The sequence below is a fragment of the Halopseudomonas sp. genome (genome assembly GCF_047631575.1).
In the GTDB taxonomy this organism is placed as follows: Bacteria; Pseudomonadota; Gammaproteobacteria; order Pseudomonadales; family Pseudomonadaceae; genus Halopseudomonas.
Map to the genome: position 1 here is coordinate 216017 of NZ_JBLIAB010000004.1, position 20100 is coordinate 236116.

At 55.4% G+C, this 20100-nt stretch carries 18 protein-coding genes; 9 read left to right on the forward strand and 9 right to left on the reverse strand.

Annotated elements, in window-relative coordinates:
• Positions 1-167: 167 nt before the first annotated feature.
• Complete coding sequence (gene amt / locus ACJAXR_RS09825; RefSeq protein WP_415058080.1) at positions 168-3554, forward strand: ammonium transporter; 3387 nt, start codon at positions 168-170, stop codon at positions 3552-3554.
• Between the two features lie 12 nt (positions 3555-3566).
• On the opposite strand, the gene ACJAXR_RS09830 is transcribed toward amt, so the two are convergent.
• From ACJAXR_RS09830 to ACJAXR_RS09845, 4 genes are all read right to left on the reverse strand, one after another.
• Positions 3567-4274, reverse strand: a complete 708-nt coding sequence (locus tag ACJAXR_RS09830; protein WP_415058081.1) for a sensor histidine kinase — start codon at positions 4272-4274, stop codon at positions 3567-3569.
• Positions 4271-5875 carry a tetratricopeptide repeat protein gene (locus tag ACJAXR_RS09835; RefSeq protein WP_415058082.1) on the reverse strand — a complete coding sequence of 535 codons (1605 nt, stop codon included), beginning with the start codon at positions 5873-5875 and terminating at the stop codon, positions 4271-4273. The genes ACJAXR_RS09830 and ACJAXR_RS09835 overlap by 4 nt, the downstream gene beginning before the upstream one ends.
• 90 nt (positions 5876-5965) lie before the next feature.
• A complete protein-coding gene (locus ACJAXR_RS09840) occupies positions 5966-6625 on the reverse strand; it encodes an oxidoreductase (protein ID WP_415058083.1) in 660 nt (219 codons plus the stop codon).
• Between the two features lie 78 nt (positions 6626-6703).
• Positions 6704-8365: a long-chain-fatty-acid--CoA ligase gene (locus ACJAXR_RS09845; RefSeq protein ID WP_415058084.1), complete on the reverse strand. Its 1662-nt coding sequence runs from the start codon at positions 8363-8365 to the stop codon at positions 6704-6706.
• Between the two features lie 233 nt (positions 8366-8598).
• Between ACJAXR_RS09845 and ACJAXR_RS09850 the strand changes: the two genes are divergently transcribed.
• From ACJAXR_RS09850 to ACJAXR_RS09860, 3 genes are all read left to right on the forward strand, one after another.
• Positions 8599-10494, forward strand: a complete 1896-nt coding sequence (locus ACJAXR_RS09850) for an alkaline phosphatase family protein (RefSeq protein WP_415058085.1) — start codon at positions 8599-8601, stop codon at positions 10492-10494.
• Positions 10495-10600: 106 nt separating this feature from the next.
• Positions 10601-10792 carry a CsbD family protein gene (locus ACJAXR_RS09855; RefSeq protein ID WP_415058086.1) on the forward strand — a complete coding sequence of 64 codons (192 nt, stop codon included), beginning with the start codon at positions 10601-10603 and terminating at the stop codon, positions 10790-10792.
• Positions 10793-11068: 276 nt separating this feature from the next.
• The gene (locus tag ACJAXR_RS09860; protein ID WP_415058087.1) at positions 11069-11494 is read left to right on the forward strand and encodes a DoxX family protein; all 426 of its coding nucleotides are present in this window, start codon (positions 11069-11071) and stop codon (positions 11492-11494) included.
• On the opposite strand, the gene ACJAXR_RS09865 is transcribed toward ACJAXR_RS09860, so the two are convergent.
• The 3 genes from ACJAXR_RS09865 to ACJAXR_RS09875 form a co-directional block, all read right to left on the reverse strand.
• The gene (locus ACJAXR_RS09865; protein WP_415058088.1) at positions 11495-11725 is read right to left on the reverse strand and encodes an anti-sigma factor; all 231 of its coding nucleotides are present in this window, start codon (positions 11723-11725) and stop codon (positions 11495-11497) included.
• The gene (locus tag ACJAXR_RS09870; RefSeq protein WP_415058089.1) at positions 11719-12324 is read right to left on the reverse strand and encodes an RNA polymerase sigma factor; all 606 of its coding nucleotides are present in this window, start codon (positions 12322-12324) and stop codon (positions 11719-11721) included. Before ACJAXR_RS09870 ends, ACJAXR_RS09865 begins: the two co-directional genes overlap by 7 nt.
• 498 nt (positions 12325-12822) lie before the next feature.
• On the reverse strand, positions 12823-14745 hold the full coding sequence (locus ACJAXR_RS09875; RefSeq protein WP_415058090.1) for a sigma 54-interacting transcriptional regulator: 1923 nt from the start codon (positions 14743-14745) through the stop codon (positions 12823-12825).
• A 308-nt stretch (positions 14746-15053) separates the two neighbouring features.
• Here ACJAXR_RS09875 and ACJAXR_RS09880 point away from each other — a divergent pair, with 308 nt between their 5' ends.
• From ACJAXR_RS09880 to ACJAXR_RS09900, 5 genes are read left to right on the forward strand one after another with little or no spacing between them, the layout of a single operon-like run.
• The gene (locus ACJAXR_RS09880) at positions 15054-16478 is read left to right on the forward strand and encodes an ABC transporter substrate-binding protein (RefSeq protein ID WP_415058091.1); all 1425 of its coding nucleotides are present in this window, start codon (positions 15054-15056) and stop codon (positions 16476-16478) included.
• Positions 16475-17308, forward strand: coding sequence for a nitrate ABC transporter permease (ntrB, locus tag ACJAXR_RS09885; RefSeq protein WP_415058092.1), 834 nt, complete (start codon positions 16475-16477; stop codon positions 17306-17308). Before ACJAXR_RS09880 ends, ntrB begins: the two co-directional genes overlap by 4 nt.
• A gap of 8 nt (positions 17309-17316) precedes the next feature.
• Positions 17317-18204: an ABC transporter ATP-binding protein gene (locus ACJAXR_RS09890; RefSeq protein ID WP_415058093.1), complete on the forward strand. Its 888-nt coding sequence runs from the start codon at positions 17317-17319 to the stop codon at positions 18202-18204.
• A 12-nt stretch (positions 18205-18216) separates the two neighbouring features.
• Complete coding sequence (gene cynS, locus ACJAXR_RS09895) at positions 18217-18651, forward strand: cyanase (protein ID WP_415058094.1); 435 nt, start codon at positions 18217-18219, stop codon at positions 18649-18651.
• 52 nt (positions 18652-18703) lie between these two features.
• Positions 18704-19132, forward strand: coding sequence for a DUF1348 family protein (locus ACJAXR_RS09900; protein ID WP_415058095.1), 429 nt, complete (start codon positions 18704-18706; stop codon positions 19130-19132).
• Between the two features lie 58 nt (positions 19133-19190).
• On the opposite strand, the gene ACJAXR_RS09905 is transcribed toward ACJAXR_RS09900, so the two are convergent.
• Complete coding sequence (locus ACJAXR_RS09905; protein ID WP_415058096.1) at positions 19191-19598, reverse strand: hypothetical protein; 408 nt, start codon at positions 19596-19598, stop codon at positions 19191-19193.
• A gap of 117 nt (positions 19599-19715) precedes the next feature.
• Positions 19716-20036: an NAD(P)-binding domain-containing protein gene (locus ACJAXR_RS09910; protein ID WP_415058097.1), complete on the reverse strand. Its 321-nt coding sequence runs from the start codon at positions 20034-20036 to the stop codon at positions 19716-19718.
• Positions 20037-20100: the final 64 nt, after the last annotated feature.

The window sequence follows — 20100 nt, forward strand, 5'->3', positions numbered from 1 at the left end:
CCGGGTGGCGTTCTGCCGCTTGGCCAATAGTGGTACACATTCTGCATCATCCTGCACTGTACTGAGCCGATGCGCCTCTGGCGCATTAATCATGCGCTTTTATAGTGCTTCAGCAATGATCGCGCGCTATCAAAGTGCCATAGCTGGTTTGGCTTGCAGGTGCCGCGATGTCATTAGATATGTTGGACGTACTTTGGGTCGTGCTTTGCGCGGGACTTGTCTTCAACATGCAGCTGGGTTTTCTGTGTCTAGAGGCGGGATTGACGCGCAGCAAGAACGCCATCAACGTGGCGGTCAAGAATATGACCGACCTGAGTGTGGCGATTATTCTTTACTGGTTGTTCGGATTCGGCCTGATGTTCGGGGCGAGCGAGAACGGCTGGGTTGGTAGTGGTTTTGTCATGTTGTCCTTTACGGACACCTGGCAATCGGCCTTTTTCCTCTTTCAAGCCATGTTCTGCACTACAGCGGCAACCATTGTTTCGGGTGCAGCGGCTGAGCGTATGCGTTTTAGCGCGTATCTGGTGGTCACCATGCTTGCCGCCGGACTCATTTATCCCCTTTACGGTCACTGGGCGTGGGCGGGAACCTTCAGTGATGGCGTCGGCTGGTTAGCTGAGAAGGGCTTCGTTGATTTTGCCGGTTCCACCGTTGTTCACAGCGTGGGTGGGTGGATTGCGCTGGCTGTGATCTTGGTTCTCGGACCGCGTGAAGGTCGCTTTGATGTGGATCGCAACGGCCGCAGCCTACCGGGCTCCAATTTACCGCTGGCGATGCTCGGCGCACTGCTATTGCTGTTTGGCTGGTTCGGCTTCAATGGCGGCAGTACCTTCAGTTTTGATAACCGTGTTCCGGGGATCATCGCCAATACAGTCCTCGCTGGAATGGCGGGTATTATTGGGGGAATGCTGTTGTCCTGGCTGCGCTGGCGGCTGGTGGATCCCGTCTATCCTCTTAACGGGCTGATAGCCGGGATGGTAGCCGTTACCGCAAGCGCCCACGTGGTCGACGCTGGTGCGGCGCTGCTGATCGGCTTGGCCGGCAGTTTCATCATGTATCTTGCCGATCGTTTGCTTTTTCGGCTGCGCATAGACGATGCAGTGGGTGCGGTGCCAGTGCACTTGGCTAGTGGTATATGGGGCACGCTGGCGCTGGCCCTGTTTGCTGACACGGAACAGCTAGGAACCGGATTGGGACGCTGGGAGCAGTTTCTGGTACAGGGAGAAGGTGTGATAGTAGCCGGTCTCTGGGCATTCGGTCTGACCTGGATTGTGCTGAAGCTGGTCAACCGTGTTTTGCCCCTGCGAGTAACGCCGGACGAAGAGCGTATGGGACTCAATGTGTCTGAACATGGCGCTCGCACCGAGCTTATCGAATTGCTCGAAGCCATGGCGACGCACCAGCACGATGGCCATTTTGCCCAGGAAGTTCCGGTCGAGCCTTTTACCGAGGTTGGCCAGATAGCGGGGCAGTACAACAAGGTTATTCGCGCGCTGCAAAATGCCGTCGGGATGACTCAGTCGATCATCCGGGATATACGGGACGGAATTATCACGTGCTCACCCGAGGGTGTTCTGGCCAGTTGTAATCCTGGTGCTGAACGTTTGTTTGGTTTGTCCTCAGCCGAGTTGATGGGTCAGCCACTGCACCGGTTGGTAGCTGAGGAAGGCTGGACCGGTCTGCCGCGTCCAGACAGCGTAGGCGAGCTGAAACAGGAAGTACTGTTCAGCCGTAATGGACACGAACAGTTCGTGGCTGAGCTGACCGTCAGCCGCGGCGCATTCGATGACCAGGTGGTGACCTGCATGATTCGCGATATTACCGAGCGCCGTCGCATCGAGCAGCAGCTGCATCAGGAAAAGATGCTGGCCCAGGTGACGCTGGCGTCGATCGGCGATGGTGTGATCACTACCGGACCGGATAGTCGCATCTGGTATATCAACCCGGTAGCGGAAAAGCTCACCGGCTGGGAGCGCGCCGAGGCCACCGGTCGTTCGCTTGATGATGTTTATCGCCTGTTCGATGAAATCAGCGGGGCTGCTTTGGGTAATCCAGTGACGGCGCTGTTGCGCCGTTATCGCCAACCGAGGCCCACACAGGAAGGTGTGGGCCTCACGCTGCGCCGCCGCGATGGCAGCGACGTTGCCATTCAGGATGCGGTTGCCCCCATCCGGGATGATGAAAGCAGGATTATTGGGGCTGTGTTGACGTTCCGTGACGTCACCGTCAATCGTCGGCTGGCGCGTGAACTGTCGCATCAGGCCGCTCACGACACGCTGACAGGTCTGGCTAATCGGGCTGAATTCGAGCTGCGAGTAGCCGCAATTCTGGCCTTACCCCTCGCCGAACGGGGTGAGCAGGTTTTGTGTTACATGGACCTTGATCAGTTCAAGATCGTCAATGATACCTGTGGGCATGCGGCGGGCGACGAACTGTTGCGGCAGTTAAGCAAGCTTTTCCAGGCGCGCATTCGCAATACTGACCTGCTCGCGCGTTTGGGCGGCGATGAATTTGGCCTGTTGCTTACTGGTTGTCATCTGGAGGAGGCGCTGCCCATCGTTGACGGCATGCGTGCCCAGGTCGAGGAGTTTCGTTTCAGCTGGGAAGGTAAAACGTTCGCCATCGGCGTGAGCATAGGACTTGTACAAATCGCTCCGGGGGAAACCCTTGGCCGACTGCTGAGCGCTGCCGACAGCGCCTGCTACGCCGCCAAGGACGCCGGCCGCAATCGTATCCATATTTATCAGGCTGACGACGAGCAACTGCTCGAGCGGCGAGGCGAGATGCTATGGGTCAACCGCATCAGACAAGCGCTGGATGAAGATCTGCTACGCCTTTATGTACAGCGGATCATGCCGGTCGCCGGCACTACATCGAGCCCGAGCTTCGAAGTCCTGGTGAGAATGCTGGGTGACGACGGCAGCGTGATCCCCCCCGGCGCATTCATGCCTGCCGCCGAGCGATACGCCCTCGCTACCGCGATCGATCGCTGGGTAGTAGGCAATTTTTTAGCATGGATCGGGGATTACTGTCGGCGTCAGCCGGATAATCAGAGCAACTTTTCAATCAATTTGTCAGCGGCGTCTCTGGGTGAGGATAGCTTCCTCGAATTCGTGCTGGCAACGCTTGCACGACATAGCGTGCCGCCAAAGTGCATTTGCTTCGAGATTACCGAGACCAGCGCCATAGCGAATCTCAGTCGTGCGGTGGTTTTCATGCAGAGGCTTAGGTCGATTGGTTGCCGATTCGCACTCGATGACTTCGGGTCAGGGTTATCCTCATTCGCCTACCTTAAAACACTTCCGGTGGATTTCCTGAAAATCGACGGTGTGTTTATCAAGGATATCGAAACGGATCCGATTGCCCGGGCAATGGTGTCAGCAATTAATACGATCGGGCATGAGATGGGCTTGCTGACGGTCGCCGAGTTTGTTGAAAGCGAAGGTATTCTGCGCTGCCTGCAGGAACTCGGGGTTGATTATGCGCAGGGCTATTACCTGGGTCGCCCGCAGCCCTTGACCGACATCGAAGGAGTGCGGATGATGCCGCGCTGAGCACTCTCGCCATCAGGGCAAATAAATGCGGAATTCCCCGCCGCCCAAGGTGCTGTCGTTGCGCAGTTCAATACGACCCTGCACGCCGTTACGTTGATGCAGCTCAGCGATGCGTTGACCGAAGTACAAACCTAACCCCGTACTCCCGGTGCTCATGTTGATACCCAGCACATAATCGGACTGGTGCTCGATCATGCTTGGCGGGTAGCCCTGGCCATCATCGCCAATAGCGATTACCAATTGATCGTCTTCGCTCCACGCTTTCAAGTGAATAGCTGACTGCGCGTAACGGATGGAGTTGTTGATCACGTTACTCACCACTGAGCCAACCAGCTCGGTATCGAGAAAGGCCATCAAACCATCCTCTTCGACTTCGTAGGTGCCGATAATGTGACGCGATTGCAAAATCTCGTCGTGTCGGGCCAACTGCTCCTGGAGAAAGTCCTCTACTTCGATCCAGTTCGGGCGCATGGGCAGCTGGTTGACCCCCAGTTTGTAGAGACCGAGCATCTGCACCAGCATGCCATTAAGGCGTAGGGACTCGTATTCGATCATCCCGCGCTCGGCGGGCTTGTTCAGTTCTGGTGGCAATTCAACGGACCACTTCTCATAGGCCTGCATGAGCATGGCAAGAGAGTTCTTCATGTCGTGCACGGTTGAAGCAATTACCGTTGAAAAGTCCAGGCTATGGGATGAGTCGTTCTGCCCCTTGTCGCTCATAGTCCAGCCACAGTTGCGCAGAGTTTTTCGTAACGGGCGTAGCGGTGATCTGTTGACGGTATATTGCTGACCTGCGTCAGGCACTCCTGGCACTCTGTTTTTAACTCAGTAGCGGGTTCAATCAATAAGAGTCTCAGCAGTGATTGAGCGGTATTCAATGCAATACTGATGTTGCGCGGCTGCAACTCACGCGCTTGTCGGAATAACTCAAGTGCCTGAGGAAACTGTTTTTGCTGATATGACCGGATGCCTTTGCTGTTCAGTCCCTGCACTTGAACACAGACATTGAGGATGGCCGGATTGCTTGTTTGTCCGGCGATGGCATCCATTATCTTCTTATCGTCGCCGTACATCTCGGCGCAATTCGCCAGAATATCCTCGGCCTTGTCTGTATGGCCGAGTTTTTGGAGCTGGGTCGCGATCTCAAGGGCAATATTGGCAGAAAAGAACGTCGGGAGGTCTGCCATCTTGGCGCTAGCCTCTGCTATCAGTTTGTCGGCTGCCGTCTGGTCACCTGACTTGGCTAGAGCTCCAGCGTGCACGAGGTGCGCGCGAACTGCGAGCGTTTGATCATCTTTCCAGGTCTTGCTCAGATCACCCAGGGTCTGGCGAACTTCGAGCAGAACTTTGTATCCTGGCGATGCATCACCTGTTTGCTCGGTCAGACTGGATGCCAATTGAAGGTGGTTTTCGGGGTTGCGAAACTGCGAGTTTCGCCCCAGATCAACTGCCTGTCTGAATGCTCGTACTGCCTTGTCATAATCGCCATTGGCTTTTGCCATCTTGCCCAGTTCATGTTGTCGCTGCAGGCTGTGGGGCGAGATGCGTAAACCTTGCTCTAGGTAGTCCTGGGCTTTATCTGTCGCCCCTCGGGCAGCATGAACCGCTGCCAGGCCATCGAACAACGCCGGTAGCATAGGAAACTGACTGATAGCGGAGGTGAACAGTTCTTCTGCCTTGTCTAGTTCGCCACGGTCCAGCCAGTGATTGCCAAGTAGCACCAGTGCCCAGGGCATGGGACGATCGGCGATCAGCTCGGCCAGCATGGATTCCAATTCGGCATGCTTGCCGAGTGCTTTCAGGGCGCCTGCCTTGTACCGCTGGCACTGCGGTACAAAACGCTTGTTGTCTTCCATTACTTGACCGCAAGCTGCCAGCACCGTTTGTTGATCATGGCGGGCCAAGGCATCAAGGATTGGCTTGAGTGCCAGCTTGCGCTCCACCAGCTTGTCCAGTCTTTGTTGCAGGCTGGCGCGATTAAAGGGCTTGGTCAGGTAGGCATCAGGTTCACACTCCAGGGCACTCATGACCATGGCTTGACTGCTTTCGGCGGTGCACATCACAAAGATGCAGTGCGGGCTGATCAATCCGGCATGATGCAGCTCTTCAAGCACCTGCTGACCGTTTTTGCCGGCGCCCAGATTGTAATCGTGCAAGATTACGTCGTAGGCGGTGTTCCGGCACATGGCTATGGCATCTTCACCGCGAGCGGCCGAGTCGACATCCTTTATTGCCATCAGGCGCAGCATTCCCGTCACAGAAGTACGAAACTCGGAAAAGTCATCTACTACCAGAAAGCGTTTTTTGCTGTAGTCGATCATATTCCTATCCGTTTAGCCTCGGGCTTATTACGACAGTATAGCTGGCGACCTGATCATTCGGGGTACGGCAAATCGCCATACTCGCGTTTGTCAGAGAGGGCGCCTGATTTGATCTGACTCTATCACCTGCACACCCTGTTTGGGCTCCAGCGCTGCGTTCAGCATCGTAACGGCTACATCGCGTGTGCTGACTGCCTTGTAACGTGCAGGTATAAGGGGTTCAAAGCGTCTAGCGAGCCACAATCCAATACTTTCCCCAGGGCGAAAATCGGTGCGTTTTTCGCCATTCAACAGTGAGGGCCGCACATGGGTCAGAGCGCTGAAACCGAGTGCTTCCAGATCCATTTCGGTTTCGCCCTTGGTACGCAAATAAAGCGATCGAGAATTTGCATCTGCGCCTAATGATGAGTTGAAGACAAACACCGGTGCACCACAGTGCCGGGCCAGCGCGGCCGTCTGAAGGACGTAATCGTGATCGACTCGACGAAATTGTTCCTGTGATCCGGCTAGTCGACGTGTGGTACCCAGTGCGCATAGCACCGCGTCAGCCTCCCACCAAGGTGCCTCTGACGGGAGTGCATCAAAATCAATCAGGGGATTGTGCAAGCGCTCATGGATTGCTAAAGGGCGCCGGGTTGGCGCAATCACATGCTTGATCCGTGGATGCCCCAAAGCCAGCTGAATCAGATGGCTGCCTACCAGCCCGGTCCCCCCCAGTATAAGAACCGAAATCGTTGGTTGTTCGCTCATGGCAGCTCCGTCAGATGGTTGCGGCTAAGAAGTGCATGCTGTCACTGCCAGCAATGCACTCTGTTTATTGCTTGCGACTCAGGTCCGGCCAGCCCATTCCTCCTCCTGCAGTGTGCGCCACAGAATCTTGCCGGTAGGCGATTTGGGCAGGCTGTCAGCGAAAGTAATCTGTTTCGGGCACTTGTAGGCAGACATATTCGTCTGGCACCAGTCCATGATCTCTTCCGGCGTCACGCTCTCGTGACCGTCTGCGCGGACGACCACCGCCTTGGCGGTTTCGCCCCGGCGCTCATCTGGCGTAGAGATGATGCATACTTCCCGGACTGCGGGGTGTCCGTATAGCAGTGATTCCACTTCCGCTGGCCAGACTTTGAAGCCGGAAGCATTGATCATTCTCTTGATTCGGTCGACGAGGAAGAAATAACCGTCCTCGTCGTAGTAGCCAATATCACCCGAGCGGAAGAAGCGTTTGCCCTCAAGCTCGATAAAGGCTTCAGCGGTGGCGTCGTCTCGGCGCCAGTAGCCGCCAAATACCTGTTCACCATGCAATACGATCTCCCCCGGTTCCCCCACGCCAACCTCCTGCAGACTGTCGACATCAATGATACGTGAGTCCACCCCGATGATCGGAATGCCTAAACACTGTGGCTTAGGGGCTTCTGGCGGGTTCATGTGGGTGGCGCTGATGGTTTCGGACAACCCATAGCCTTCGGCATAGTGCAGGCCGGTTTTTTTATGCAGCTTGGCCGCTACAGCAGCAGGCATGGCCGCGCCGCCACCGCCGATTCCTTGCAAGCTACTCAGATCGTAATCATCGATGGTCGGCTCGGACAGCAGGTCGACCACCATAGTCGAAATATTTCGCCAGCCGGTGATGCCATGGTCCTGAATCAGCTGCGCAGCAACTTTACGATCCCAGCGGGTCATCACCACCTGAGTGCCACCAATATAAATGGCGCTGTTCATGCACACCTGCATGCCGGTCACATGGAACATCGGTACCGATACCAGTTGCACGCTGTTGTGTTGGGCGTTGCCCCATACGGAGCAGTACACAGTGGTCGCCATTGCGCTGTGGTGCGTATGTACGCAGCCTTTGGGGTTACCGGTGGTGCCGGAACTATAGGGGATAACGCAGTTGTCGTTCGGCCCGGCGGTCAGCGGGCCTGGGAAGTAAGCTGCAGTCAGAGCATCCTGCCAACGGGTCACACCTGCCAGTTCGGGTGCTGGTCCCTGGAGCAGCACCGCATCGGGTAGCTCCAGATTGGTGGGCTCAACAATATATTCGCCGTAGGCGGTGGCAATCACTTCGCGTAGCGAGCCGACCCCTATGAGCCCATCGAAATTGTCCAGCAGCTCGAGCCCGCTCAAGGCCACGGTGGCTTCGGTATCGGCTATCAGGTATTCCAGCTCGGCTTTGCGGTTCATTGGGTTGACGGGTACCACCACGGCATTGGCGCGCAGGATGGCGTAGAAACCAATCACAAATTGTGGGCTGTTCTGCATATACAGCAACACCCGGTCCCCAGCCTTTACGCCAGCTTCCTGCAGGTATCCCGCCAGTGCCTCGGCCTGACGCTCCAGTTCGGCATAGCTCAGCGCGGTACCGTAATAAAGAATCGCCGGGTGCTGCGGATAGCGTAACGCCGCTACGGTCAGGTTGCTGTACAGGCTGGTCTGGGGTAGTTCGAGATGATGGGGAACCTGGTCGGGCCAGACGCTGTAGTGGCGGTCGAACATAGTTGGATCTCTCTTGAGCGGGGAAGTAAGGAATGCAGGCTAGCTGCACAGCCGCAGTCTGGGAATGGACAGTCGCCGTGGTGTTGACTGATCATAAGTTACAGCTTGATGTGCATTAGAGTGGCACATTCAGCAGTCAGGTAATATTCTTCGATTCCATTCGCTTCAACCCGGCGTTTCTTCAAGTAGTTCGAGACTGTATGCCTGCAAACGATACTCAAGTGCTCCCCGTTATGCTTGTTGGTCCGCTCCTGCGACGTCTGGAGCCTTCCCGTCTGCTCATCTGGCTGGTGGCGAGCAGGCCTTTGCCGATGGTGCTGACATTACAACGCCCGGGGTGTGATGACGTCATTGAAATCGCCACTGACGGTCCCTTTTGCCAGGTGATCCCGCTCGGAGCCCACGCGTTTGTTCATCTGCTGGAAGTGATGCTGAAGGAGCCGCTACCGGTTGATACGATTATCGGCTACGACCTGCATTGGGGCGAAGAGGATGATCGTCAGCATTTGGGTAGTGCGTATCCGCATTTGCTGCATACGGACAGGGATCGGCCTTCATTCATGATTGCCGGTAGCAATCGTACTCTGTTGCACGGCTCCTGCCGCAAGCCGCATTTCCCCTGTGCTGACGGGCTTGTACGCGCGGATGGCTGGCTAGCCGAGCGCCTGGACCAACCGGAGCAGCGGCCCGCCTGGTTGATGATGAGTGGTGATCAGGTATACGTGGACGACGTCGCAGGGCCAATGCTTCACGCCATCCATCAACTGATAGAGCATCTGGGCTTATTCGATGAAAAACTTGAGGGCGCCACGGCCGCTGATAGCCAGGCCCTTTATCGTAGTGAGCAGAATTTTTACCAGCGCGAGCAGCTCTTGCCCGACATACACGTTAATGTTCCGCTGCGAGAACGGTTTTTTGGCGGGGCAAGAAAACCGGTATTTACCTCGGCCAATGCTCACAACCACCTGATGACGCTGTCTGAAATGTTCGCGATGTACCTGTTGGTCTGGTCCCCGGTACCTTGGACGCTGGTTAACCTAAAAGCCCCTTCGTTCGATGCTGAAAAGGTTGATTATTACGCTCGGGAAAAAGCCGCTATTGATGAATTTGTCAGTGGCTTGCCGCAGACCGCACGACTGCTTGCGCACTTACCGAGCTTGATGATATTCGATGATCATGACGTTACCGATGACTGGAATCTGACTGCCGATTGGGAGCGTATTGCCTACGGACATCCCTTCTCGCGCCGCATCATTGGCAACGCGCTGGAGGCTTACCTGCTCTGCCAGGCCTGGGGGAATGATCCGCAGCAGACACGCGAGCCGCTGCAACAGCTTGCTGTCCTGCTTGGCAATGCCTGCGTGGGCGGCTGGCTGGACTGCTCTGCCCAGAATGCTTCTATTGATCAGGTGCTGGCCTTTCAGGACTGGGGGTATGAAGTGATAGGCACGCCGCATCTTATGGTGCTGGACACGCGTACCCGACGCTGGCGCAACAGACGTCGACCCGGACAGCCGTCGGGCTTGATGAACTGGGAAGCGCTGAGCGAGATGCAGCAGATGCTGCTGGACAAAGAAGCAGTTGTTATTGTTTCGGCGGCACCGATGTTCGGTGTAAAGTTGATCGAAGGTATCCAAAAGCTGTTCACCCTTTTCGGCAAGCCGCTATTGGTGGATGCGGAAAACTGGATGGCCCATCGCGGCGCCGCCAACGTCATGCTGAATATCTTCCGCCACTCCCGCACCCCGGCTAACTTCGTTGTGCTCTCCGGTGACGTGCATTATTCATTCGTCTATGACATCTCTATTCGAGACCGCGATCATGATCGGCATCCGCATATCTGGCAGATCACTAGCAGTGGTTTAAAGAATACCTTTCCCCAGAACTTGTTGAACTGGTTTGATCGTCTCAACCGCTGGCTTTACGCTCCCTGGTCGCCACTCAACTGGCTGACCAAGCGCCGTCGCATGCGCGTCACTCCGCGCGATCCTGACCGCGCTAAAGCTGGGGAAAGACTCTGGAATGGCAGTGGGATCGGTCTTTTGCGGATGGACAGCGGCGGTCGGCCAGTGGAAGTAAAGCAACTGGACGCGCGCGGGTTCGAGGTAGAGTTTCTGCAGCGCGACTGACAATGTGCAGCTGATCGGGTGCGCAAGCGCTAGCGGTGAACCGAAAGACAGTTTGAATGTCTCAATCAGACACGGTCGAATTCCGATCGTCGTCAGGAGCGCCGTCATGACCAGCACCACAGACAAGATCAAGGGTACCGCTAACGAAATCATTGGTAAGGGCAAGCAGGCAGTAGGCAAGTCGGTCGGTAACGAGAGTCTGCAAGGTGAAGGTATCGCTCAGGAAGTCAAAGGCCAAGCACGGAATCTGAAGGGCGATGCCAAAAAAGCGTTGAAAGACGGTGTCGATAAAGCCTGATCTATTATGTACAGTTATTGGGATAGGCTTGGCACCAGCGGGTTGACGCTGGTGTCTTCTTCAGCAGGCAATATCCCGAGCATCTTTTTTGCATCGAATCCCCAGTAAAGCCTCCCCCGTCAAACACCTAAGTAACTATTATCGTGTTTGAGTATTAGCAGCCGACCATAGGGCTGGCCTATTTACTTGAATGGCTGCTCAATCCACATTAATCTAGCGATTTATTTGAGCGATCGCTCATTAATTTCGGGCCTATGCCTATCAGGAGACGAATAAATGAAAGCATGGTCATTGCTGGGGTTGCGAATATCAATGGGTTGGCTGCTCGTTGTGTGGGGCGCGGATAAGATTTTCAATACGGAGCACGGTATTGCCGTGGCAGAAAAGTACTATTTTGGTTTGATTGCTTCTGAGGTTATTTTGCCTTTTGCCGGGATACTGCAGGTCATAATCGGATTGGTCGTGGTGCTAGGTGCCATGCGTCGGTGGGCTTATACAATTCAGCTTCTATTCAATACCGCTTCGTTATTGGCAGTGGCAACGTCAGTCATCGATCCCTGGGGTTGGTATCTGGATGGCAGCAACGCATTATTCTATCCGTCATTGATCATATTCGCGGCCAGCGTTCTGTTGATTGCCTTTATGAACGAAGATCGCTTCTGTGTGGACGCAAAGCGACTCGAAAGCCAATCAGCGGGCTGATCAATTGCGTTCTTCCTTTTCCAGCGCGGCAAGCACACGAGCTATGTCCTGTGGCTGCGCCGGTAAAGGTAGGGATTTGAGAACCTCAGACGTCAGACTCAACTGCTTGATGTAACGGCGACAATGCCGACACATGCCAATGTGCATCATGACCGCCATACGCGAATTGAAACTCAGTTTGTGATCGATAATGTCCGAACCCATCTCCGACATTTCCCAACAGCTCAACATGTGCCTTCCTCCTCAAAGTGATTCAGCATGGAGTGCATGGTCTGCCTGGCGCGATGCAGCAGAACGCGGATATTACCTTCGCTCATAGCTAACTCCTCAGCGATCTCAGCGAAGCCGAGCCCGCCCAGTTCGCGAAGCATAATTACTCCGCGCTGCGCTAGCGGGAGGCGATGCAAATGCTTGGTGATACATTCCTGCAATTCGGCTTCAGTCAGGAAGGAGTCGGGCGTGTCGTGATGCCAGGTATGGGGCAGCGTCTGCCAGGCGCCACTTTCCTTGAATCGGTTTGCAATGGGTGACCCCAGATCCTCACCCCATGATTCGAGAGATGTTTCCCGGTGATGCTTGCGCAGTAGCGCCTTGGCCTCATTCAAAGCAATGCGTGTTAACCACGTTCTGAACTGGCTGCGTCCTTCAAACGTATTAATTGCAGCCAGCGCCTTGATCCAGGTGTTCTGAACCACGTCATTTGCAAGGTCTTCGCCTACCAGCGGCTTGACCATCAGCAATAGAAATCCCTGGTGGAGAGATACCGCGATTTCGGCTGCTCCGGGCTTCTGATTCCTCAGATCTTCAATTAAGGCTGACTCTTCAATCATGGGGTTGAGTGTTTCCCTAAAGCGGTTGGATGGTCCGAATACGCATTTGTTACCTTTCGGAGGCCAATACGGTACATGGAAGAGAAGTTGCCTAAATTGGCTGCATTTTACTAGCCACAAGGCTTGTGGCAAATTGGTAGATCAGGGAGGAACTCGACTAGTATCGGTTATCCACTCTAGATATAGGCACAAAAGACGAAATTGAAGAAGGTCGGATTTGACCGTTAGCCGCGTTACAACGCTTCCTTCCACAAATCCTGCTCTTTCAGATCACGTTACCGAAGATAACTTAACCTCTGAAGCCCTGTTTTCTGTGGAAGGTGTCAGCGGCTCCAGTATTGCTGTGTTGGTTCAGGCCGGGCCTTTTGCCGCTACGACACGCTATAGAGTGGGCCACATTGTGATCAGCTCGATATCGCAACTTTCTCTCATATACAAATGGCTATTTTCGTCGCGGTTCGGAATAAAGCTCAATACGACACGACAATAGGGCAAAAGTTAATGGGACTTGAATGTTCTGGCGTCGATATGCCAGCGGCGTAGCCGCGAATACAGTGAAGCCGGTTTCATGCCCAGCAGGGCTGCAGCGCCTTCGCGCCCAGCCACTTTACCCTTGGTCTGGCGTAAGGCATTGAAGATGTTTTCCCGTTCGCCCATGCGTCTTTCCTGATCAGTCAGGACTAGTCTAGAGACCAACTCTGCCTTTACTGCTGTCTCCGAACGGTCGATGCCCTGTGATCCGCCGACGGGTATCTCGATATGCAGCTTGCCCGCTGCAGAGACAATAATTGCCCTCTCGATGATATTTTCTAGCTCACGGATATTGCCAGGCCAGGAGTAGCTCTGCATTTTTTTTAGATCGGCCAACGACAAGGCCATCGCTGGCTTTTTGAGCTTCTTGCAGGCCTGCTCGATCAGGTGTGTGGCCAAGAGTGGGATATCCTCGACGCGATGGCGCAGCGGCGAGGACTCGATCGGAAAGACATTCAGCCGGAAGTACAGGTCCTCGCGGAACAGTCGCTCCTCTACATCGCGACGCAATTGCCGGTTGGTCGCGGCGATAATGCGCACATCCACGCTACGAGTGCGGGTGTCGCCCACTCGCTCGAATTGTTGATCCTGCAATACGCGTAGCAGCTTGCCCTGCAGATCAAAGGGCAGCTCGCCTACCTCATCCAGAAAGATGGTGCCTCCGTCGGCCAGTTCGAATCGGCCCGGCCGATCTGCAGTCGCCCCGGTAAAAGCACCACGAACATGGCCAAAAAATTCGCTCTCGAACAGGTCCCGGGGAATGGCGGCACAATTCACCCGGATCAGTGGGCGCTGACTACGTGTGCTGCTCTGATGGATGGCCCTGGCGATCAACTCCTTGCCGGTTCCGGACTCACCGGTGATCAATACCGGGGCGTCGGTTGGCGCGACCAAACGAATCTGGCTGATACAATGTTTGATCGGCTGACTGCGGCCAATAATCTGCTGATAATTATTCTCGGCGCGGATCTCTTCCTGGAGATAGGCGTTCTCCATTTCCAGACGTTCCTTGAGTGACTCCACCTCCGCCAGCGCCAAGCGCAGACGTTTTTCCGCTTCACGTCGTTCGCTGACGTCGCGAAACATCACCACCGCGCCGACCAGACGACCCTCGTCACGAATCGGCGTGCTCGTGTACTCCACCGGAAAGTGGCTGCCGTCCTGGCGCCAAAACACTTCGTTATCCACGACGTGGACGATGCCATCATTGAATGCTGCATAGATCGGACAGCTTTGGCTGGGGTAGTGACTACCGTCCTGATGGGTATGATGGAACACCGAATGCGCATCTCTGCCGATCAGTTGTCCTTCCTCCCAGCCCAGCATCTTTAATGCGGCCGGATTGACGAAGGTGGTGTCACCTTCGGCGTTGACGCCATAAATACCTTCACCTGCGGCGCTGAGAATCAGTTGATTGTCTCTCTCGATTTCCTTGAAAGCGCCTTCGATGCGCTTCCATTCCAGTAAGCCCCCACGCTGGAGCCAGTGCCGCTCTGCCTGTTCGCGCTGCCGCAAAACTTCACTCGCATCGAACATCACCAGCAATAGCCTTGAATGACCTTGATCCATAAAGTGCGAAGCGAAGATTTCAACTGCCAGGTGCTGCTTTTCCCCAAGCGTCAATGACAGGTCGCCACTGTAGTAATGCCCCTTGTCCATACAGGCCTGGGTCAAGCTGATCATGCGTGGCAGGTCATGGCCAAAGAGTGACGAGCAAGACCTGGCCAGCACTTCGGTGCGCGACCGCTTCAACATGGCCAACATGGCCCGATTGCAATCGAGCACACGATCATCCAGTGGGTCACAACACATCATCGCTGTGTGTGAAGAGTCGACAGCAGAAGGCCAGGTGGTCTCGGGGCAAAAAGGCATATCAGGGTAGGCAGGCATATCGGGTATCCAGGCAATCGATATGCAATAGCGAAGCAAAGTCTGGGCCTTTTTATGCGTATGCATAGAATTAAAGTGTGCAAACGCATAAAGCATGCATTTGCATAAATCCAGGTGTGTTGAATAAAACCTGTAATCAACTGTTTTAGTTGATGTAATTATTATTTGTTAGTTTGGCACGGAGCTTGATAAGGGGTTATTACCCCTCACTGCATCGCTACAGCGTGCCTGCGGGAAAACGACTGCAAGGCACCAGATCGGCGCAATGGCAAAATCCAGTGCACCGTTCCTCACATCAGGAGCTAGCGATGACACTTAAGAGTCTCGGCAACCCATACGACAGCGCGACAGGCCTCAATCACGAAGCGCAATGTGAATGTGAGCGCTGCAAACAGGTCAAAATACCCGCTGGCCTGAGTGCTCAACGGATAATTCTGGATACTGCTGCACCCGCCATGATCAGCCCGCAAACCTCAGAGCAGATGATGGAGCGCGCGATCGAAAACGCAGTGGTGCGCGCGATGTTTAATCAGAGCGACATGAGCCGACGCCGCTTCATGCAGTTACTGGGTGGCGGCACGGTTGCGGCCGCATTGGCTACAGTCTTTCCCATGGCCGAGGCCAAAGCAGCGCTTATGGGCAGCCTCGGGCCGCTGGAAAAAACCAAACTCAGCGTCGGCTTCGTGCCGATCACCTGTGCCACGCCAATCATCATGGCCCACCCGCTAGGTTTCTATTCCAAATACGGGCTGAACGTCGATGTGATCAAGACTGCTGGCTGGGCCGTGGCTCGCGACAAGTCGCTGGCCGGCGAGTATGACGCTGCACACATGCTTACGCCAATGCCGCTGGCGATGTCCATGGGCGCGGGCTCGATTGCTGAACCATACATCATGCCCGCAGTGGAAAACATCAATGGCCAAGCCATCGTGCTGCACGTCAAACACAAGGACAAGCGCGACCCTAAACAATGGAAAGGTTTCCGCTTCGGCGTGCCCTTTGAATACTCCATGCACAATTTGCTGTTGCGCTACTACGTGGCCGAGCATGGGCTGGATCCGGATAAGGATATTCAGATTCGCGTCGTTCCACCACCGGAGATGGTCGCCAACCTCAGCGCCGGAAACCTGGACGGTTACCTCTCACCTGACCCGTTTAACCAGCGCGCAGTATGGGAAAAGGTCGGCTTTATCCACCTGCTAACCAAAGATATCTGGGAAGGTCATCCTTGCTGCGCATTTGCGTGCAGTCAGCGCTTTGCCACCGAAAACCCAAATACCTACGGCGCCCTGTTCCGCGCCATTGTTGACGCCACTCAATACTCTCACCTAGCTGAAAATCGCAAGGAAATTGCTGCCGCCATTGCCCCTCGCAACTATCTGAATCAACCCGTTGAAGTCATCGAACAGGTGTTGACCGGTCGTTTTGCCGACGGCTTGGGCAACATCATAGATGAACCCAGCCGTATCGATTTCGACCCCTTCCCTTGGCATTCGATGGCTGTATGGATTCTTACTCAACTCAAACGCTGGGGTTATATCGAGGGTAGCGTGAACTACAAGCAGATAGCCGAACAGGTCTATCTGGCCACTGATGCGGGTAATGTGATGAAGGAACTAGGCTACGCCGCGCCGGATATCACCTACAAGAATTACACCATCATGGGTAAGGAGTTCGACTACAACAAACCTGAAGAGTACGTGGACAGCTTTGCGATCAGGAAACGTTCATGAACGGTTATATGACTCATCTGCGACCGGCATTGCTAACCATTATCATCCTGTTGGTGCTTGGCGGTATCTGGGAGGCCGCGATCAATACCACCCAGAGTACCGGTAAGCTGACCGAGTACGAAATCATGATGGGCGGGGGTCAACCCAATGCTGGCGTACCTGCACCATCCGAGGTGCTGGTGCATGCCTGGACTGAGCTGAGCAACCCCTTCTATGACAACGGACCCAATGACAAGGGCATTGGTATTCAGCTGGGTTACTCAATCGGCCGAGTATTACTGGGCTTCTCCTTGGCTGCCGCCATAGCCATCCCGCTGGGATTTGTGATCGGTATGTCGCCGCTGATGTACAAGGCGTTGAATCCGTTTATCCAGGTATTGCGGCCCGTTTCGCCCCTGGCTTGGATGCCATTGGCGTTGTTTATCATCAAGGACTCGGAAGCCTCGGCGATCTTTGTGATCTTCATTTGCTCGATCTGGCCGATGCTGCTCAACACCGCGTTTGGTGTGATGAATGTGCGCCGCGACTGGATCAACGTGGCCCGCACCCATGAGCTTGGTCAATTGCGCACGGCTTTCCAGGTAATCCTTCCCGCTGCCGCGCCGACCATCCTGACCGGCATGCGCATTTCCATCGGCATTGCCTGGCTTGTCATCGTCGCCGCCGAAATGCTCGTCGGTGGGACTGGCATTGGTTATTACATCTGGAATGAATGGAATAACCTGGATCTGACCAGCGTGGTGTTTTCCATTCTGATGATCGGCCTGATCGGTATGCTGCTCGACGCCGTGCTCTCACTCGCCGCGCGCCTTGTCGCCTGGCAGGAATAGGAATGCCCATGACTGACATGACCATCACCACACCCAACCGCAAATTTCTTCAGGTCGATGGTCTGAAGAAGACCTACCCCACACCGGGAGGCGGCGATGTTGACGTTTTTGAAGAGGTCAACTTCAGCCTCGCCAAGGGCGAATTTGTCTGCATCATCGGCCACTCCGGCTGCGGCAAATCGACCATCCTCAATGCACTGGCCGGACTGGATACACCCTCCGGTGGCACTATCATCCTCAACGGCAAGGAAGTCACCGGCCCGAGCCTGGAGAGAGGTGTGGTTTTCCAGAACTACAGCTTGATGCCCTGGCTATCGGCGCTGAAGAACGTGATTTTTGGCGTTCGCGCGCGCTGGCCACAGTGGAGCAAGGCGCAGGTCGAGAAGCACAGTCGCAGTTACCTGTCCCTGGTCGGCCTGGATGAGGCCCTGCACCGCAAGCCGGCGCAGCTATCCGGTGGCATGCGCCAGCGCGTCAGCATCGCCCGCGCCTTTGCCACCCAGCCGTCACTCTTGCTACTGGACGAGCCCTTTGGCGCACTGGACGCGTTGACCCGAGGCGTGATTCAGGATGAACTGGTCAAGGTCTGGAGCGAAACCCGGCAAACCGTATTCATGATCACCCACGACGTGGATGAAGCCATTCTGCTTGCCGATCGCATTTTTCTCATGAGCAATGGCCCCAATGCGCGCATCGCTGAGATGGTTCAGGTGGACATTCCCAGACCGCGCCTGCGCACGACCATTTTTCAGGACGAGAAGTACTATCAGACCCGTAATTACCTGGTGGACTTTCTGATCAACCGATCCGGTGGCGAGCACGCGAGTGCCGACGACAACGTCCCCACCCGTATACGCGACACCCGTACCCCAACCACAAACCCCGAACACGCCTGAAGGAGCACGACCATGAATCCGACTACCGCTACCATCATTACTGCCAAAGAAAACCTGGGGCTGTCCTGGGAAGACATTGGCGCTGCGCTGGAGATGTCTCCAGTGTGGACCACCTCTGCCTGTCTGGGCATGAACAGTATGCCGGCCGAAAAGGCCCAGCGTCTGTGCGAACTACTCAAGCTCGATAACGAGGTAGTGATCGCGCTGCAAAAATGCCCGATGAAAACCTGGGACAAAGCGGTACCCACCGACCCTCTGATCTATCGTTTCTACGAAATGATTGGCGTTTATGGCGAAACGATCAAGAGCCTGATCCACGAGAAGTTCGGCGATGGCATCATGAGCGCCATCGACTTTTCGATGGATATCGACAAGAAAGAAGACCCCAAGGGCGATCGCGTGGTGATCACCTTGAACGGCAAGTTCCTCCCTTATCGTACCTGGTAGCCAGCGCCGGGGCTGCGGTCCCGGCTCAATCACCTTGCAAGAGAAACCATGCATGGAAAGTAAACCACCGCTGCCGCCCTTCGACGAGGTTACTGCACGAATCAAGGTGAAAATGGCTGAGGATGCCTGGAACAGCCGTGATCCGGTACGGGTGGCACTGGCCTACACACCGGATTCGGCATGGCGTAATCGAGCCGATTTTCTCAACGGCCGCGCCGAAATCGAAGCGTTTTTGACACGCAAGTGGCAGAAAGAGCTAGATTACTGCCTTCACAAGGAGCTGTGGGCCTTTACGGTCAACCGGATCTCCGTACGCTTCGAATACGAGTGGCATGATGCCGAGGGTCAGTGGTTTCGCTCGCACGGCAACGAACAATGGGAGTTCGCCGACAACGGTCTGATGCAGCGCCGGGAGGCCAGCATCAATGATTCGCCCATCAGGGAGACTGAGCGGCGCGTATTTCCGCGTCAGCCCGGCTGACTTGACAACCGAGAGCGCCCCCGTACTCAACTGGTGCGCTCAAGATGGGCTGTTCTGACTATCTGCTCTGCCAAGTATTCGGCATCTTGGCCATGCCGCTGAACCGTCCGGACCCCCAGGTGTGCAACCAGGGCAGGCCAAGAAAGTACAGACCGCACTGGGCAGAGACGCCACGTTGGTGCACAGGTTGGCCGTGGCCGTCGAATACGCTGGCCTCTACATAACGAAAATCAGGCGAGAAGCCGATGCACCAGACGATACTGGTTATACCAGTGGCCCTCAGGTCCAGCTGTTCGCGCTCGGCCTCTGGCTGCCATACAGGCTGATAGGGCGTGCCGATGGGTGCATCAATGCCATGCTCCTTAATATGCTTGTCAATGCTGCAATTGATCCGTTCGTACACCGCGTCGGCCGCGAACTGCAGGGTGCTACCCTTCAGCTCAGTGAGCAGACCAAACAGTTCCATGCCCTCGGTAGCGAAACGGCGCAGGTCAATGTCTCGCCCGCCGTCTCGACCAGTCAGGTAATGATTGGTGTTGTCACGTACGCCCTCGCGCAGCGGGTGTTTGTCTAGGCTGATATCTTAGTATTTCATGTCTTGTAGCCAATCGACCACATCCCTGCCCTGGTAGAAACGGGTGCAGCGCGGCGCATCGCCTGCTGCCAGGAACACCTTGCGGCCGGCCAGGTGCAGATCTTCGGCAAGCTGTGCGCCCGACTGCCCCGAGCCCACCACCAGGACATTGCCGGCGGGCAGCAGATCCGCGTTGCGGTACTGTTCGCAATGGATCTGCTCAATTTCGGCTGGGACGCGCTCGGCCAAGCGCGGAATGATCGGTACCTGATAGCCGCCGGAAGCAACAATCACCTGATCGGCCGTGAACTCGCCGCCACTGGTATGCACAAGATAGCCACCCCTGGGCGCGGGGCTTGACCCGCTGCACGGTGAATCGGGTACCGGCAAGGAG

Coding starts and splice junctions, on each gene's coding strand:
- amt (WP_415058080.1), top strand. CDS start 168: ATGTCATTAGATATGTTGGACGTACTTTGGGTCGTGCTTTGCGCGGGA.
- ACJAXR_RS09830 (WP_415058081.1), bottom strand. CDS start 4,274: ATGAGCGACAAGGGGCAGAACGACTCATCCCATAGCCTGGACTTTTCA.
- ACJAXR_RS09835 (WP_415058082.1), bottom strand. CDS start 5,875: ATGATCGACTACAGCAAAAAACGCTTTCTGGTAGTAGATGACTTTTCC.
- ACJAXR_RS09840 (WP_415058083.1), bottom strand. CDS start 6,625: ATGAGCGAACAACCAACGATTTCGGTTCTTATACTGGGGGGGACCGGG.
- ACJAXR_RS09845 (WP_415058084.1), bottom strand. CDS start 8,365: ATGTTCGACCGCCACTACAGCGTCTGGCCCGACCAGGTTCCCCATCAT.
- ACJAXR_RS09850 (WP_415058085.1), top strand. CDS start 8,599: ATGCTTGTTGGTCCGCTCCTGCGACGTCTGGAGCCTTCCCGTCTGCTC.
- ACJAXR_RS09855 (WP_415058086.1), top strand. CDS start 10,601: ATGACCAGCACCACAGACAAGATCAAGGGTACCGCTAACGAAATCATT.
- ACJAXR_RS09860 (WP_415058087.1), top strand. CDS start 11,069: ATGAAAGCATGGTCATTGCTGGGGTTGCGAATATCAATGGGTTGGCTG.
- ACJAXR_RS09865 (WP_415058088.1), bottom strand. CDS start 11,725: ATGTTGAGCTGTTGGGAAATGTCGGAGATGGGTTCGGACATTATCGAT.
- ACJAXR_RS09870 (WP_415058089.1), bottom strand. CDS start 12,324: ATGATTGAAGAGTCAGCCTTAATTGAAGATCTGAGGAATCAGAAGCCC.
- ACJAXR_RS09875 (WP_415058090.1), bottom strand. CDS start 14,745: ATGCCTGCCTACCCTGATATGCCTTTTTGCCCCGAGACCACCTGGCCT.
- ACJAXR_RS09880 (WP_415058091.1), top strand. CDS start 15,054: ATGACACTTAAGAGTCTCGGCAACCCATACGACAGCGCGACAGGCCTC.
- ntrB (WP_415058092.1), top strand. CDS start 16,475: ATGAACGGTTATATGACTCATCTGCGACCGGCATTGCTAACCATTATC.
- ACJAXR_RS09890 (WP_415058093.1), top strand. CDS start 17,317: ATGACTGACATGACCATCACCACACCCAACCGCAAATTTCTTCAGGTC.
- cynS (WP_415058094.1), top strand. CDS start 18,217: ATGAATCCGACTACCGCTACCATCATTACTGCCAAAGAAAACCTGGGG.
- ACJAXR_RS09900 (WP_415058095.1), top strand. CDS start 18,704: ATGGAAAGTAAACCACCGCTGCCGCCCTTCGACGAGGTTACTGCACGA.
- ACJAXR_RS09905 (WP_415058096.1), bottom strand. CDS start 19,598: ATGGAACTGTTTGGTCTGCTCACTGAGCTGAAGGGTAGCACCCTGCAG.